Origin of the sequence: Pollutimonas harenae (genome assembly GCF_004153685.1) — a bacterium.
Taxonomy (GTDB): Bacteria; Pseudomonadota; Gammaproteobacteria; order Burkholderiales; family Burkholderiaceae_B; genus Pusillimonas_C; species Pusillimonas_C harenae.
On record NZ_SDQD01000002.1, the window covers coordinates 21,312 to 35,042 of the forward strand.

A 13,731-nucleotide genomic window follows, 5' to 3' on the forward strand; every position below is an offset into this window, starting at 1 on the left:
CACGAGGCTATGGACCTGTCATCGAAAAACCACCGTCCGCTGCCCGTTCAGCAAAACCCGATGCTCTACATGCCAGCGCACCGCGCGCGCCAGTACCAGAGACTCGACATCGCTGCCTACCTGAGCCAGATCCTGGGCTGGATGCGCGTGATCCACGCGCTCGATGTCCTGCTCGATGATAGGGCCCTCATCCAGATCAGCCGTCACATAATGTGCCGTGGCGCCAATGATTTTCACCCCGCGAGCGTGCGCCTGATGATAAGGGCGTGCGCCCTTGAAGCTGGGCAGAAAGCTGTGATGAATGTTGATGGCCCGGCCAGACAACGCCTGGCATAAATTATTCGACAGAATCTGCATATAGCGTGCCAGCACAACCAGATCGATCTGTTCCTTGTCCACAATATCCAGAATTTGCTGTTCTTGCGCCTCCCGGGTGTCCGGCGTTACCGGCAAATAATGATAAGGAATACCGTAGGCCTTGGCCATGGCTGCGTAGTCTTGATGGTTGGAGACAATCCCTGCGACGTCTATCGGAAGTTGCCCGCTATGTGTGCGGAACAGCAGGTCATTCAGGCAATGGCCCTGGCGGCTGACCAGAATCAGCACACGTGCCTTGCGTTGTGCATCGTGAATATGTGCTTCCATATCGAATTTCCCGGCCGTCTCCGCAAAAGAGGCTTCCAGCTCAGCAATGTCGGCGGGCTGGGGCAAGGCGAAGTGGACGCGCAGGAAGAATCGTTCGGTACCCAGGTCGCCGAACTGCTGTGCGTCGATGATATTGCCGTGCAGGCTCAGCAGCCAACCGGTAACGCTATGCACAATGCCTGTGCGGTCGGGGCAGGAGAGGGTCAGAATATAGTCGTTCATGATGTGTTGTCTTAGCGGTGATGCGGTGCTTCGTTCAATGCTGCGCGTACTGTTTGGGCGATGGCCAGGCTGGCGGTCAGTGCGGGCGATTCCAGGCCGAACAGGTTGACCAGATTAGGGATGCCGTGTGTGGCCGGCCCGGCAATAGCGAAGTCGGCAGCGGCTTCGCCAGGCCCTACTATTTTAGGACGAATACCCGTATAGCCGGGATTCAGGGCGCTGTCGGGCAACGCCGGCCAGTAACTGCGGACGGCAGCATAGAATGCTTCGGCGCGTTTAGGGTCCAGAGTGTAGTCTTCGCCGTCTATCCATTCTGTGTCGGGGCCAAATTTGGCTTGGCCGCCCAGGTCCAGAGTCAGGTGCACGCCCAGGCCTGCGTTATTCGGCATAGGATAAATGAGACGGCTGAAGGGTGATCGGCCCGACAAAGTGAAGTAGCTACCCTTGCAGAAATAGGCTTGTGGTATCAGCTCTGTGGGCTGGCCGAGCAATTTGCGGGCAACGGATGGCGCATGCAGGCCTGTTGCGTTGATGACGCAGTCTGCCGTCAGTGTCATGGGTTCGTCGCCGTCGAATTCCAGCTCGAACTCACCCGAGTCCAGTACTTTGCCTTGGCGGAAGGCCGTATGGAAGACGCATTGGGTGCCCTGGTGCTCGGCATCGCCTTGCAGTGCCAGCATGAGGGCATGGCTATCGATGATACCGGTCGAAGGTGAGACCAGGGCTGCATCGCAGGTCAGCGCGGGTTCCAGCTTGCGGGCCTGGACGCCACTGATCTGGTACAAATCGTCGACGCCGTTGCGCCCGGCATGCTCGGCGATACGATGCAGTTGTGCGCTTTGTTCGGGTGTTGCCGCTACGATCAGCTTGCCGATTCTTTTATAAGGCACGCCGCGCTCGTCACAATAGCTGTAAAGCAGGTGTTTCCCGGCTACGCACAGCTGCGCCTTGAGGCTGCCAGGTTCGTAATAGATGCCAGCGTGAATAACTTCTGAGTTGCGTGAACTGGTACCGGTGCCGATGGCCTCGTTTGCCTCGATCACCATGACTTCACGCCCTGCCAGGGCAAGTTCGCGTGCGACGGCGAGGCCGACGACGCCGGCGCCCAGAACGACGCAGTCTATATCTGCTGCCATAGAATGTCCTGCATATATGATGATTACGTCAACCTGCTCGTCAGTTGTTCGATAACGGCTCGGTTGACGGGGTCAGGTCGAAATCGCCGGCATGATACACCAGCGGTTGATTGAAGTTGCGATGGCAATGCTCGACTTGCCCTACGAAGATCATATGATCGCCCGCCTCATGTTGGATCAGGTTGTAGCACTCGAACCATGCGGCGCACTCGTTGTCGCCCAGCATCAGGGTGCCGCTGGGTGCCCGGGTCAGGGCCAGGCCGTCGAATCGCTGTGCCTGGGACCCGTAGGCAAAACGTTTTGCCAAGGGCAGCTGTGATGCTGCCAGTACGTGCACGACGTAACGCTCGGACTGCTGGAAGTGAAGCAGTGACGATGCTTTGCGTGACAAAGACCACAGCACCATCGGCGGCTCCAGCGACACGGAATTGAAGGAGCTGATGGTCAGTCCCAATGGCTGATGGTCGGGCTTCCCTTCGGTGGTGATGACCGTGACGCCAGTGGCGAACCTGCCTAGGGCGGAGCGAAAAAAGAGCGAATCGAAATCGGGATCCGTTGGGGCCATATGCATGCTTGGTGCCGGTGCTTACGGCGCCAGCCGTATGTGCGACCAGACTTGGCTTTCATCGCGCTGAAACACCAGTCGGTCGTGCAGCCGGGATGGGCGTCCTTGCCAGAATTCAACGCGATCAGGGTTCAGGCGATAGCCACCCCAGTGTTCGGGCCTTGCAGGCTCGGCGCCCAGCGATTTGCTCAGTTCGGCAGCCCGCGCTTCGAGTTCTGCACGGGTAATGGGCTGGCTTTGCGGTGATACCCAGGCACCTATGCGAGATCCCAGGGGGCGGCTTTGGAAATAGCTGTCGGATTCGGCTGCGGAAGCTTTTTCTATAACGCCCTCTATGCGAATCTGCCGCTCCAGTGCGGGCCAGAAAAACAATAGGCTGGCGTTGGGGTTCTCGGCCAGCTCATGGCCTTTGCGTGAAAGATAGTTGGTGTAAAAGACGAAGCCCTGCTGGTCAAAACCCTTGAGCAGCACGATACGTGCCGAAGGCTTGCCTGCCAGGGTTGTGGTGGCCAGCGTCATGGCATTGGGCTCGGCCACCTTGGCAGTCAAGGCGTCGTTGAACCATAGCGTGAACTGTTCGAAAGGGTCAGCGGCCAGAGAGCTCTCGAGCAGTTCGAATTTTTCGTAGCTCTGGCGAATATCGGCAACAGTCATGATTGGGGGGAAAAGATAAGTATCAAGGGAATGATCAGTAGTTTACCGGATGCCGCGGTGCGAGGCTTTACCGGGACTTAGCAGTCTTGGGCCAGGGATGTCTGCAGTGCGCCCACCAGCGTTTGTAGCCGTTTGTCGTGAATGTTGGATTGTCTCAGGGCCTGTGCGGTTTCCAGCACGTACTCTATGCAGGGGCCATAGCTGCCGTGGGCATTGCGAACGATGTGGACCAGACGATCTACGGGCAGCCCGCTGACATACGCGTCGGTATTGCGGTTCATGGTGAAGGCCAGGGCCGTAATTGGCCCTTCGTCTGTGCGGCAGTTCAGCCACTTGGGTATATAGGCGCCACTGGGCATTTCACGGCGCCATAGCGCTTCCATGGTGGTGGGGACGTCATTGGCCGGAATACGGAACACCACCCCCTGGCAGGATCCACCGGTATCCAGGCCGAACACCAGGCCGGGTTGATCCGGCGTGCCGCGATTCACCCTGGACCACAGGCATAGCGCGCGGTGATAGCCATGCAGCAGGGCTATTCTTTTTTCAGAAAAATCGAACTCGGGACGCCAGATCAGTGAGCCATAGCCGTATACCCATAGGTCCTGGTCGGGGTTCCAGTCTGCCAGTGATGCCTGCAGCGAAGCGTGGCGTTCGGCATCGGTGAGTAGCCGAAAATTGCTGGGGGCAGGCATGGGATGAGGATTTGGCGAGAAAACGGTATTCACTGTACTGGCGGCTCCGGGTGTTGATGCTCACGCTTATTTTAAGCCCGTCCTGGTCTGGTGCTAAAGTCTGCCGCTATCTTGTGGTTTTTTTGTGCGAAGTAATTGGGTACAGGCTCAAAATCCTGCTTATGCGGTTCCTGCGGCTTCCCGGCAGGTAAACTTCCAGGATGGGACGGCCATGAATGCCGTAACCCCTTTTGTAAAAGTTCTGTGCAACAGTACGCCTTGCCTTATCAGAGTCTGCCATGTCCGATGTTGTTTCCATTGACCTAGAGCGCCGTTTCGGCGGTCTGGAGCGTTTATACGGCCCAGCAAGCCTGGGTGGGCTGAGCGCGGCACATGTGGCGGTGGCCGGCATAGGAGGCGTGGGATCATGGTGTGCCGAGGCACTGGCTCGTACCGGTATCGGTGCGCTCAGCCTGATCGATCTCGATCATATTGCTGAATCAAATATCAATCGTCAGCTGCATGCGCTGACCGAGACCTTGGGCCAAGCCAAGGTCATGGCCATGGCGCAACGCGTGCATGGCATCAACCAGGCATGTCGATTGCAGATCATCGATGACTTCGTCAGCCCTGATAACGTGACGGATCTCTTTGCTGATGATGTTCGACTGATCATCGACTGTACCGATCAGGCACAGGCCAAGATTGCCATGATTCTCGAGGCCCGTCGACGCAATATACCCATCGTGGTGTGTGGTGGAGCGGGCGGCAAGACCAATCCCCTGAGCTTGCGTGCCGGGGATTTGTCTGCGGCTGTCAATGATGCCTTGCTGGCCAAGTTGCGTAATACGCTAAGACGCCAGCATGCTTTTCCCAAAGCCGGAACTCAAGGGGGCAAGGTACGTAAGCGTGTACCCAAGATGGGCGTGCGTGCCCTGTGGTTCGACCAGGCAGCCTTGTTGCCTGCACAATGGCAACAGACCAGTATTGAGCTGGCCAAACATGCGCCCGACCGCCAGGAGTTGGGCTTGATGGCGACACAAGCTCCCGAGGCGGCTGCCTTGCAGGGCCTATCATGCGCGGGCTATGGTTCAGTCGTGACGGTAACTGCTGCCATGGGCATGGCAGCAGCCAATGAGGCTGTTCAATACATCCTGAATGGGAAATTCTTCAGTTAGAACCGTTCGCAGCAAGCTGCAGTCTGTGCAACCCCACCTCATCCTTTTGAGGCGTGACGACTATCGATCTGTTTTGGCCCGGAGGGTGTGTGGATGTGTACGATCAAATAGGGTGCTTGCCCGGCTTCCAGTGGCGATACCGTAAACGGGCCTTCGAAGCCTATTTGCTCAAGTAGTTGCCGGACATCTGCCGCATCGGGATGAAACGCTTCCAGGCTGATCAGTGTGCAGCCTATGTCTTCCATCCTGCTCGCCGGATGCTGTGTGCCATCCCACTGTATAAGGGCGGGCGCGGCTCCGTTCATGACCAGTCTGCCGTCATCGGGTATGGTGATCTGCCATGATAATTGCCCGCGCGTCATGGTTTCGACAGGACCCAAAGGTAATGTTGCAGCCTGGGAGGCCGCTGTAATGTCGTTGGTCCTGGCGACCCATCCTGCCAGGCCGGTGGGCTGGTTATAGTCGCTGGTCAATCCGAACCAGCTTGGACGGTCAGGTTGCTGCGCCTCGGGATTGATGGCGATCACCTCGATATACACGTCCTTGCCCAGCCTGAGCAACAGGTTATGGGTACCCATACGAGAGTGTTCGCCGCCTGATTCCAGCGCAACCCCCAGCGTGCGAAATATGTATTCCGAACCCGCTGCAAGTGACGATGCGGTAATGACGATGTGGTCAATGTGAGAGTGCAGCATGATGAGTCCTGTCTCCTGGGTAGAGTCTTGAGTCCGAAGGGGGACGTCATGGATTATGGCATGTTGTCTGGCAGATCGGGCTCGGCCATCACGGCATTCAGCCATCCGCGTAATGCGTTGGATACCCGAATAGCGGGGGCGCTCAGCAAGTCTCGACGGCTGATGAAGGCTTCGGCGACCAGCCCCCTATCGAGCAAATCCTGCCGTTGTACACCAGGTAGCAGACCGCAGCTTTGCGGCGGAGTCAGCCAGCGGCCGGCGTCATCCCGTATGTATATATTGCTGCGACTGGCTTCACAAACCTGATTCTGATCGTTACAGAACACTATGTCGAAGAAGGCGGTATGTGCGGCTAGCCAGGCGTATGCAGCGTCGTACCAGGGCCTGTGCGTGGTTTTATGCTGCAGCCAGTATGGATCGGCCAGCAGAGGCTTGTGTTGCAACACAAGCTGTACTGGTTGTGGCGTGTCGGGCAAGGGGCTGGAAGTCAGTGTCAAACCGCCATCCTGGCCGAGCAGCAGGCGCAGCCGGTAGGTTTGGGATGCGTCCAGTCCGTCTGTATACCGGCGTAGCTCGACATCCAGATTGGCCGGTGGTACGTGGCCCAGAATGCGGCAGGAAGAGGCCAGTCGTCGCATATGGCCGGCCAGCAGGGGAATGTGCCCGCCGGGTTCGACACGCATGGTTTCTATGAGTTGTACGAGCTGGAGGTCAGCCATGATCCGTCCGTTAGCCTGAGTTTTGAATATTGAGTATCCGGGCCTTCCACAGGCATTCCTGCCATTCCTGCTCAGGTTCCGAGTCGTAGACAATTCCACCACCTACACCAAAAATCCCGTGTCGTGCATCATGCATCGCTATGGTGCGTATAGCCACGTTGAGTGAGCAATCCCCATTCGGAGCGAGCCAGCCCACGCTGCCACAGTAAATGCCACGAGGCCGGTTTTCGAGCTGTTTTATTTTCTGCATGGATGCAATCTTGGGTGCACCGGTAATCGAGCCGCAGGGGAACAGGGCACGCAGCAGTTGCTCAAGGCTGATGCCGGGCGCCTCAGCCTTGATGGTCGAGGTCAGCGTCCAGACGGAAGGATATTGTTCCAGGGAAAACAGTTTTTCGACCTTGACCGAGCCCGGCGTGGCGATACGCCCCAGGTCATTGCGCAAGAGGTCGACGATCATTAGATTTTCAGCACGGTTCTTTTCGCTGCGCAGTAGTGCTTGGCCGGCGGCTTCGTCTTGTGCGGGGTCGTCGTGGCGTGGCGCGGTGCCTTTCATGGGACGTACGGTTAGTGTTGTTCCCTCGCGGGCTACGAACAGTTCCGGTGAAAAGGAAAGAATGCTGCGTGAGCCGTCTTCGATATAGGCAGCATGGGCTGCTGGATGCCTGGCGGCAATGCTGCGATAGAGATCCCGAGGCGTTGACTGCGTTTCCACGGCAATGGGAAAGGTGTAGTTGGCCTGATAGAGTTCGCCGCGTCCTATGCTCTCGCGCAGGACATGAATGTCATCCAGATAACGCTGTGGATCAATCAGGGGGCGGTTTTCCAGGCTGACGGCCTGTGCAGGTGCCGCCCATACTGTTGCGTGGCGGGCTTGTTTGAAAACGAGTGCCGTCAAACGGGGTTGTGGCTGTATGGCGGATTTGTTGGCCATGGGCTGACTTGCCGGCTCCAGCCATTCTCCCAGCTCATAGTCCAGCAGTAGCGCAATCCAGCAACCGGCGGCCTGCGCTGCCTCGATTGCCCCGAAGACTGCGCCCAGCTCTGACGCCGAACTGGCCGTAATGCGGCGACTGAAGCCATCCAGCTCCAGAGCCTGGCCTGACAACCGGTTCTCAAAGCGGCACAGCATGTCAGTGTTGTGCCGGTTCAAGAAACGTCGCGAGTGCAGCGCCAGTATGTGAAACCGACTTCAAGTCCATGACCTGTTCAGGGGATCCTTGTGCCACCAGACGTCCTCCGCCGTTGCCGCCTTCGGGTCCGAGGTCGAGAATCCAGTCGGCTTCTGCGATGATATCCAAGTTGTGTTCAATGACCAGTACAGTGTTATCGGCATCGACCAGGCGATGCAGGACATGAATCAGTTTTTCAACGTCGGCTGTCGACAGACCCACGGTAGGCTCATCCAGCACATAGAGCGTGTGGGGAATCCGGGAGGCCCGACCGGTTTTGATCACGCCTTCGGTCAGGCGTGCCTTGGCCAGTTCCGCTACCAGCTTGATGCGCTGCGCTTCTCCTCCCGATAAGGTAGGTGAGGGCTGTCCCAGCGTCAGATAGCCCAGACCGACATCCTGCATCAATTGCAAGATGCGCGAAATCCTGGAATGAGCGGCAAAGAATTCCACGGCTTCGTCCACTTCCATTTTCAGGACTTCGCCGGCGTTCTTGCCACGCCAGGTCACACCCAGCGTGTCGCGGTTGAAGCGTTCGCCGTTGCAGCCATCGCACAATACCTTAACGTCGGGCAGGAAGCTCATTTCTATGGTTCGCATACCTTGCCCCTCGCAGATGGGGCAGCGGCCTTCACCGGTGTTGAATGAGAATCTCGCCGCCGTCCAGCCGCGTATCCTGGCTTCGCGCGTGTCGGCAAAGAGCTTGCGCACATCGTCCCAGAAACCTACATAGGTGGCAGGGCAGGAGCGCGGGGTTTTCCCGATAGGCGTCTGGTCTACTTCCAGCACGCGGTCTATGGCTTGCCAGCCGGTCATGCCGGTGCAGCCATGCCATGGAGGATCTTTGCGCTGTGATACTGCCTGTGCAAGATTTTCTAGCAGTACGTCACGTGCCAGTGTGGATTTACCGGATCCCGATACGCCGGTGACCACGCTCAGGCGCCCGACAGGCAATTGGGCCGTGACATTGTGCAGATTGTGCAGATGGGCGTTTTGTACGGTGATCAGGGCAGTTTCGTCCGTGATGGCCCGGCGGGCTTGCAAGGGATGTTGCAGGGGTTGCTTCAGGTAGCGGCCTGTGACGGAGGCTGGGCTCTTCATCAGGTCTTCGGCTGTGCCCTGAGCCACCACCATGCCACCGCGCGTACCGGCTCCTGGACCTATGTCGATAATGTGCGAGGCCCGTCGTATGGTGTCTTCGTCATGCTCGACCACAACCAATGTATTGCCGTTGCCTTCCAGCGAGGCCAGGGCATTGAGCAGAATCTGGTTGTCGCGCGAGTGCAGGCCGATAGTGGGTTCGTCGAGTACGTAGCAAACGCCTTGCAGATTGGAGCCCAGTTGGGCGGCCAACCGTATGCGCTGTGCTTCACCGCCCGACAGAGTGGGCGCGGCACGGTCCAGCGCCAGGTAGCCCAGGCCGACCTCCCGCATGAAATTGAGCCTGCCCCTGATTTCGGCAAGAATGTCACGAGTGATTTCGCCTTCGCGTCCGCGGATGATCAGTCCGTCGAAAAAGCTCTGTGCATCAGATACCGGCATGGCGGCCAGATCGGCAATAGAGCGCTCGCGCCATAGAAATGCCCGGGAGACCGGGTTGAGGCGTGCGCCATGACAGCTGGAGCAGGTTTCGGCATGGCCTTCGTACCAGGCGTTCCAGGTGGTTTCCTCCCCCGTCTGTTCGGCGTCGAAGCCCGCCAACTGCAGGCCTGTGCCAAAGCAGCTGTTGCACCAGCCATGCTTGGAGTTGTAGCTGAACATGCGTGGATCGGGCTCGGGGAAGCTAGTGCCGCAGCTAGGGCAGGCGCGCTTGACTGAAAAATGTCTTTGCTCGGCCGACGCATTGAGCATGGCGCCGCGGCGCTCGTCCAGACTGCTGGCCTGCGTTGCCGAGATGTCCAGCAATAGGCTCATGGTGCCTTGACCATATTCCAGTGCACTGCGCACGGCTTCACGCAGTGCCGCTTCGTCCTTCGGGTCGGCGATCAGATCGGCGACAGGCAGTTCGATAGTGTGCTCTTTGTATCGGTCCAGTCGTGGCCAGGGAGATACCGGTATGAATTCTCCGTCTACCCGCAGATGTGTATGGCCTTTGCCGGCAGCCCACTTGGCCAGGTCAGTGTAGTAGCCCTTGCGTGCGCTGACCAGCGGCGCCAGTATGCCTATATGGCGGCCTTTGCAGTCCTTCAGGATCTGGGCAACGATTTGTTCGGCCTTCTGCGGTTCAACCGCCACATTGCAGGTGGGGCACATCTGCGTACCCAGCTTGACATACAGCAAGCGCAGAAAGTGATGGATCTCGGTCATGGTGGCAACCGTCGACTTGCGGCCACCACGGCTGGTGCGCTGTTCGATGGCGACCGTGGGAGGGATGCCATAAATGGCATCCACGTCGGGTTTGCCGGCAGGCTGCACGATGGCACGGGCATAGGCATTGAGCGACTCGAGATAGCGGCGTTGCCCTTCATTGAACAGGATGTCGAAGGCCAAAGTGGATTTACCCGAACCCGATACGCCCGTGATCACGGTAAAGGTATCGTGCGGAATGCTGACATTGATGCCTTTCAGGTTGTGCTCGCGCGCATTGACCAGGTCTATGCTCAGTCCCGGTCCACGCCGATGCCGCAAGGCTGTTTGCAGGGGTGTACCCGCGGCATCCTGGTAACGCGGCGCGGGCTCGGCCAGTTGCCTGGCCTGCTGTGATTTATCTTCGTAGACAATGGCGCTTGTGTAGTCGGCCAGCGCTTGTCCGGTGTACGACGCCTTGTTGGACATGAGGTCTTGCGGCGTCCCGACATCGGTGACGCGTCCACCCGCATCACCGCCTTCTGGCCCGAGGTCTATCAGCCAGTCCGCCGCGCGGATGACGTCCAGGTTGTGCTCGATAATCAGCAGGGAGTGACCGGCTGCCAGTAGCTTGCGGAAGGCACGCATCAGGCGAGCCACATCGTCGAAGTGCAGGCCGGTGGTAGGCTCGTCGAACAGGAACAGGCTGCCTTTCTTGGCAACTTTGGCCGACGAGATACCGCTGCGTGCCGCAGCCGCCAGATGACCGGCCAGCTTGAGGCGTTGGGCCTCGCCACCCGACAGCGTAGGGACAGGCTGGCCCAGGCGCACATACTCCAGTCCTACATCGGCCAGTGGGGCCAAAGCCCATTGAACGTCGCGCAGCCCGCTGAAAAAAGCCAGTGCTTCACTGATGGTCATGTCGAGGACTTCATCGATTGAGGCGCTGCGGCCCAGGTGCTCGACCCGGATTTCCCGTATCTCGGGACGGAAGCGTTTGCCATCGCAATCGGGGCAGCGCAGGTAAACGTCTGACAGGAATTGCATCTCGACATGTTCAAAGCCGGTGCCGCCGCAGCTTGGGCAGCGTCCATCACCGGTATTGAAACTGAAGGTTCCTGCTGTATAGCCGCGCTCTTTGGACATCGGGACCTGGGCAAACAGCTTGCGTATGGCATCGAAGGCGCCAACATAGCTTGCAGGGTTGGAGCGTGCGGTCTTGCCTATGGGTGTTTGGTCCACCATGACGACTTCGGCCAATTGCTCCGCACCCAGCAGGTGATCATATTCACCCGGCGCCTCGGTGGGTTTGCCCTGTTGCTTCAGCAGCGCCGGATAGAGCACATCCTGGATCAGTGTCGACTTGCCAGAGCCCGATACCCCAGTCACGCACACCAGACGTCCCAACGGTATGGAGATAGACACGTTTTGCAGATTGTTGGCTCTGGCGCCTTCGAGAATAAGCCGCGGCGTGTTGGCCGCCACGGGCATGGGACGTGGCGCCTCGACGCGCAAGCGGCTGCCCAGGTAGTTGCCTGTCAGTGTGTCGGCATTACGCAGCTGTGTCGGCGTACCATCGAACACAATCTGGCCGCCGCGCTCGCCAGGACCAGGTCCCATGTCGATGATACGGTCGGCGGCAATCATGACCTGAGGATCGTGCTCAACCACCACAAGGGTGTTGCCATTGGCACGCAGGCGGTGCATGACTTCCACGACGCGATGCATGTCGCGTGGGTGCAGGCCGATGGAGGGCTCATCGAGCACGAATAATGTATTGACCAACGAGGTTCCCAGCGCCGTCGTCAGATTGATGCGCTGGACTTCGCCACCGGATAGGGTGCGGCTCTGGCGATCCAGTGATAAATAGCCCAGACCCACATCGCACAAGAATTTGAGGCGGGTCCGGACCTCATTGAGCAGCAGCTCAATGGCGGCATCCATCTGGGCGCCGAAGCTGATATCCAGAAAATAGTCGCGCACACGACTGATGGGCAGACGCATCAGGTCGTGTATGCCCAGCCCGGGCAAGGCATCAAGCTGCGCATGAGTCCATTGCGCGTGCACTGGCATGAAGCGAGGGTAGGCGTCGTCGAGGTCTGCAGGTTGCGTGCCCAAGCGCCACAGGGTGGCATCCGGCTTGAGCCGGGCGCCGCCGCAAGCGGGGCAGGGGGTGTAACTGCGGTATTTTGAAAGCAGCACGCGCACATGCATTTTGTAGGCCCGGGACTCCAGCCAGTCGAAGAATCGCTGTGCGCCATACCATTGCGTTTTCCAGGCGTTCTGGCCGCCTTTCCAGTCGGGAGTGCCGCCAATCACCCACTGCTTTTCATCTTCCGTCAAGTCTTGCCACGGGGTGTCGAGGCGTATGCCCGCGACAGGAGCATATTGCTCCATCTCGACCTGACATTCTTTATAACTGTTAGTCTGCCAGGGTTTGATCGCTCCCTGGCGCAGCGTTTTCTTTTCGTCAGGTACGACCAGGCCATAGTCTATGCCCATGACACGCCCGAAGCCACGGCACGATTCGCAGGCCCCCAAGGGCGAGTTGAAGGAAAAAGTGCTGGGCAGTGGGGTGCTGTATTCGATATTGCAGGTGGCGCAATGCAAACGATTGCTGAAGCGCCATGTGGTTTCCTGAGCGCCTTCTGTGTCGGAATCGGCCAGTGCATGAATCGCGATGTGGCCATCGCCCTGCTTCAGAGCTGTATCCAGAGCCTCCATGATGCGTTCAGGTTCGGTGGTGCTGTAGCGGAACCGGTCCTGTATAACATGCAGCACGCGCAGTTTTTCCGCCTTGGGTACGCGCTTGCCCTTTCCTTTGCCCTTGGCTGGCGCGGGCGTGTGCAGGCGGGTTTCCTCATGGTGAATGCGTGTATAGCCTTGTTGCTCCAGAAAGCCGCGTACCTCTTCTTCGGTGTAGTTGGCTGGAACGATGATCGGGAAGGTAACGATCAGGCGTGGATCGCCAGCTTCTGGGGTACGAGCGGCCAACTGCTGCTGTATGGATTGTGCATCGTCGCGCTGCACGCGCTGGCCGCAGCACTGGCAATATAGTCGGCCCAACCGTGCAAACAGCAATTTCAAGTGATCGTTCAGCTCAGTCATGGTACCCACTGTGCTGCGCGAATTACGCACCGGATTGACCTGGTCGATGGCGATGGCGGGCAATATGCCCTCGATGCGCTCGACCTGAGGCTTGTCCATGCGGTCGAGAAACTGCCGGGCGTAGGGTGAGAAAGTCTCTACGTAGCGGCGTTGGCCTTCGGCATATAGGGTATCGAAAGCCAGTGAACTTTTACCGGACCCGGAAACGCCCGTCACGACCAGCAACTCGCCGGTATTGACGGAAACGTCAAGATTCTTGAGATTGTTTTGGCGTGCGCCGAAAATGCGGATATGTGAGCTCATGTCGCTATGATAATCGTTCTTCCACGGGTGTCCTGGCATCCTTTGTTTTGTGAATGTGGCCGGTTTTTGGTAGAATGCCGGGTTACCTGAATTTTTGGGCCCGCGGCTTTGCGTGCCTACTATGCACAGATCGGAGATCAACATGGCAGAAATCAAACGTACGCGACGCAACACCCTCGAACGCCGTTGCCTGGGCAAGGCTTTCAAGCGCCTTTTCGTGCGCTCGCCCAAAGGCATTTTCAAAATGCTCGAAAAGGTCAAGCGCGTTTAAGCGGCTTAATCAGTAACGGCCTGTAATGGCCTGCCAGACTGCCTGGTATCAATACGTAAGTCTGGCAAATAATCCGCAGATCCAGGGTCTGTGGATTTTTTTT

The 13,731-nt window shown here is 58.3% G+C and carries 11 protein-coding genes; 2 read left to right on the forward strand and 9 right to left on the reverse strand.

Annotated elements, in window-relative coordinates:
• Positions 1-18 precede the first annotated feature (18 nt).
• From purU to ERD84_RS06915, 5 genes are all read right to left on the reverse strand, one after another.
• Positions 19-867 (reverse strand): formyltetrahydrofolate deformylase, encoded by an 849-nt coding sequence (gene purU / locus ERD84_RS06895; protein WP_130038920.1) that lies wholly within the window; start codon positions 865-867, stop codon positions 19-21.
• Between the two features lie 11 nt (positions 868-878).
• Positions 879-2,003 carry an NAD(P)/FAD-dependent oxidoreductase gene (locus ERD84_RS06900; protein ID WP_130038921.1) on the reverse strand — a complete coding sequence of 375 codons (1,125 nt, stop codon included), beginning with the start codon at positions 2,001-2,003 and terminating at the stop codon, positions 879-881.
• Between the two features lie 40 nt (positions 2,004-2,043).
• A complete protein-coding gene (locus ERD84_RS06905) occupies positions 2,044-2,568 on the reverse strand; it encodes a flavin reductase family protein (RefSeq protein ID WP_130039975.1) in 525 nt (174 codons plus the stop codon).
• 21 nt (positions 2,569-2,589) lie between these two features.
• Positions 2,590-3,222, reverse strand: coding sequence for a pyridoxamine 5'-phosphate oxidase (gene pdxH, locus ERD84_RS06910; RefSeq protein ID WP_130038922.1), 633 nt, complete (start codon positions 3,220-3,222; stop codon positions 2,590-2,592).
• A gap of 77 nt (positions 3,223-3,299) precedes the next feature.
• The gene (locus ERD84_RS06915) at positions 3,300-3,950 is read right to left on the reverse strand and encodes a gamma-glutamylcyclotransferase (RefSeq protein ID WP_130038923.1); all 651 of its coding nucleotides are present in this window, start codon (positions 3,948-3,950) and stop codon (positions 3,300-3,302) included.
• Between the two features lie 245 nt (positions 3,951-4,195).
• Between ERD84_RS06915 and ERD84_RS06920 the strand changes: the two genes are divergently transcribed.
• Positions 4,196-5,074, forward strand: coding sequence for a tRNA threonylcarbamoyladenosine dehydratase (locus ERD84_RS06920; RefSeq protein ID WP_130038924.1), 879 nt, complete (start codon positions 4,196-4,198; stop codon positions 5,072-5,074).
• Positions 5,075-5,112: 38 nt separating this feature from the next.
• Here ERD84_RS06920 and ERD84_RS06925 read toward each other — a convergent pair whose 3' ends face one another.
• Genes ERD84_RS06925 through uvrA form a run of 4 tightly spaced genes read right to left on the reverse strand, consistent with a single transcriptional unit; the run spans position 5,113 to position 13,357 of the window.
• The gene (locus ERD84_RS06925) at positions 5,113-5,769 is read right to left on the reverse strand and encodes a VOC family protein (protein ID WP_130038925.1); all 657 of its coding nucleotides are present in this window, start codon (positions 5,767-5,769) and stop codon (positions 5,113-5,115) included.
• A 53-nt stretch (positions 5,770-5,822) separates the two neighbouring features.
• Positions 5,823-6,488, reverse strand: a complete 666-nt coding sequence (locus tag ERD84_RS06930; RefSeq protein WP_130038926.1) for an aminotransferase class IV — start codon at positions 6,486-6,488, stop codon at positions 5,823-5,825.
• A gap of 10 nt (positions 6,489-6,498) precedes the next feature.
• On the reverse strand, positions 6,499-7,620 hold the full coding sequence (locus ERD84_RS06935; RefSeq protein ID WP_130039976.1) for an aminodeoxychorismate synthase component I: 1,122 nt from the start codon (positions 7,618-7,620) through the stop codon (positions 6,499-6,501).
• A 1-nt stretch (position 7,621) separates the two neighbouring features.
• Positions 7,622-13,357 carry an excinuclease ABC subunit UvrA gene (gene uvrA / locus ERD84_RS06940; RefSeq protein WP_130038927.1) on the reverse strand — a complete coding sequence of 1,912 codons (5,736 nt, stop codon included), beginning with the start codon at positions 13,355-13,357 and terminating at the stop codon, positions 7,622-7,624.
• 142 nt (positions 13,358-13,499) lie between these two features.
• Here uvrA and ERD84_RS16105 point away from each other — a divergent pair, with 142 nt between their 5' ends.
• Positions 13,500-13,628, forward strand: coding sequence for a hypothetical protein (locus ERD84_RS16105; RefSeq protein WP_257215248.1), 129 nt, complete (start codon positions 13,500-13,502; stop codon positions 13,626-13,628).
• The last annotated feature ends 103 nt before the right edge of the window (positions 13,629-13,731 follow it).

Excerpts from the sequence above, each read along its gene's own strand:
- pdxH (WP_130038922.1), bottom strand. The coding sequence starts at position 3,222 with ATGACTGTTGCCGATATTCGCCAGAGCTACGAAAAATTCGAACTGCTC.
- ERD84_RS06900 (WP_130038921.1), bottom strand. The coding sequence starts at position 2,003 with ATGGCAGCAGATATAGACTGCGTCGTTCTGGGCGCCGGCGTCGTCGGC.
- ERD84_RS06920 (WP_130038924.1), top strand. The coding sequence starts at position 4,196 with ATGTCCGATGTTGTTTCCATTGACCTAGAGCGCCGTTTCGGCGGTCTG.
- purU (WP_130038920.1), bottom strand. The coding sequence starts at position 867 with ATGAACGACTATATTCTGACCCTCTCCTGCCCCGACCGCACAGGCATT.
- ERD84_RS06930 (WP_130038926.1), bottom strand. The coding sequence starts at position 6,488 with ATGGCTGACCTCCAGCTCGTACAACTCATAGAAACCATGCGTGTCGAA.
- ERD84_RS06935 (WP_130039976.1), bottom strand. The coding sequence starts at position 7,620 with ATGCTGTGCCGCTTTGAGAACCGGTTGTCAGGCCAGGCTCTGGAGCTG.
- uvrA (WP_130038927.1), bottom strand. The coding sequence starts at position 13,357 with ATGAGCTCACATATCCGCATTTTCGGCGCACGCCAAAACAATCTCAAG.
- ERD84_RS06925 (WP_130038925.1), bottom strand. The coding sequence starts at position 5,769 with ATGCTGCACTCTCACATTGACCACATCGTCATTACCGCATCGTCACTT.
- ERD84_RS16105 (WP_257215248.1), top strand. The coding sequence starts at position 13,500 with ATGGCAGAAATCAAACGTACGCGACGCAACACCCTCGAACGCCGTTGC.
- ERD84_RS06905 (WP_130039975.1), bottom strand. The coding sequence starts at position 2,568 with ATGGCCCCAACGGATCCCGATTTCGATTCGCTCTTTTTTCGCTCCGCC.